The sequence below is a fragment of the Peribacillus sp. NPDC056705 genome (genome assembly GCF_043656335.1).
Genome location: NZ_JBHTYI010000284.1, coordinates 1 through 1030 on the forward strand (window position 1 = coordinate 1; position 1030 = coordinate 1030).

A 1030-nucleotide genomic window follows, 5' to 3' on the forward strand; every position below is an offset into this window, starting at 1 on the left:
GCTTCCTCCAGACCAACGAGCGGATATCCTAGCCGACTACATGGAGCACTTTGAGCAGGCTGAATTCAGTGGACGAACCGAGGAAGAAGTGATCCTTAGGCTAGGGGAGCCGCGGTTGGTCGCGCGTGAGGTGCTTGCCCAGTCCCGAATCCAGAAGGCGGGGAAATCTCCTTCGCTCCCTAACGTGACTAGAGCGGTTATGGCGACGGTGAGTTTAGGGATGTTCAATTTAATTATTGTACTGTTGCCGTTTATCGCTTCGTTAATCGTGCTTGCCGGATTGTATGGATTCTCTCTCTTCCTGATCATATCTCCCATCCTGCTCATTATTCAGCATCAATCGGTCTCGATTTTTATCAATGATTTCTTCCTTATGCTTGGCCTTGTCGGTGCAGGACTGCTATTCATGATTGGAGCGCTAAAGGCGACCGGTCTATACTACAAGCTTGTAATACGTTATTTACGGTATAACTTGAAAGTTATAGAGAGGATATGATCTATTTTGACAAAAAATAAGCGGAATATATTAAAACTGGCGGTTGTTCTGATTGCCGTTGCGGTAATAGGTAATGTAGTGATGTATATGACGGGGAATTCCCCATTCAACGTAGATACGCTTGCCATCGAAAGATCCATAAATACAGGACAAGTAAATAAACTGTATATTCGTTCAGAGACCGGCACGGTGAAAGTGAAGGTGATCCCAATTGAAGGAAATGAGATCCAAGCGACATTGGACGGAAGGACGACGAAGAAATGGCTGAAGGACTACCACTTAGTCATGAAGGAAGAAGATGGGCTTGCCCGTATTGAAATTGTGCAGGACAGCAGAATGCGTTTATTTGACCTCTATACGAAGCTTCAGTTAACAGTGGGCATACCCAATACTAAGCTGGATCAACTGCAGATCATTACGGATACGGCGGATATTTACGTTGACTCGGTACAGGCGAATGAATATGAGCTCGCTAGCGATACAGGTGCTATAGAAATGAATGTAGCCGAAGGTCTCCTGAACGTAAAATCGGAT

The 1030-nt window shown here is 45.3% G+C and carries 2 protein-coding genes; both read left to right on the plus strand.

The window, feature by feature from the left end; all coding sequences use genetic code 11:
• The coding region (locus ACFRAK_RS29730; RefSeq protein WP_394573298.1) for an HAAS signaling domain-containing protein at nucleotides 1–496 on the plus strand (496 nt) is incomplete at its 5' end.
• A 6-nt stretch (nucleotides 497–502) separates the two neighbouring features.
• The coding region (locus tag ACFRAK_RS29735) for a hypothetical protein (protein ID WP_394573299.1) at nucleotides 503–1030 on the plus strand (528 nt) is incomplete at its 3' end.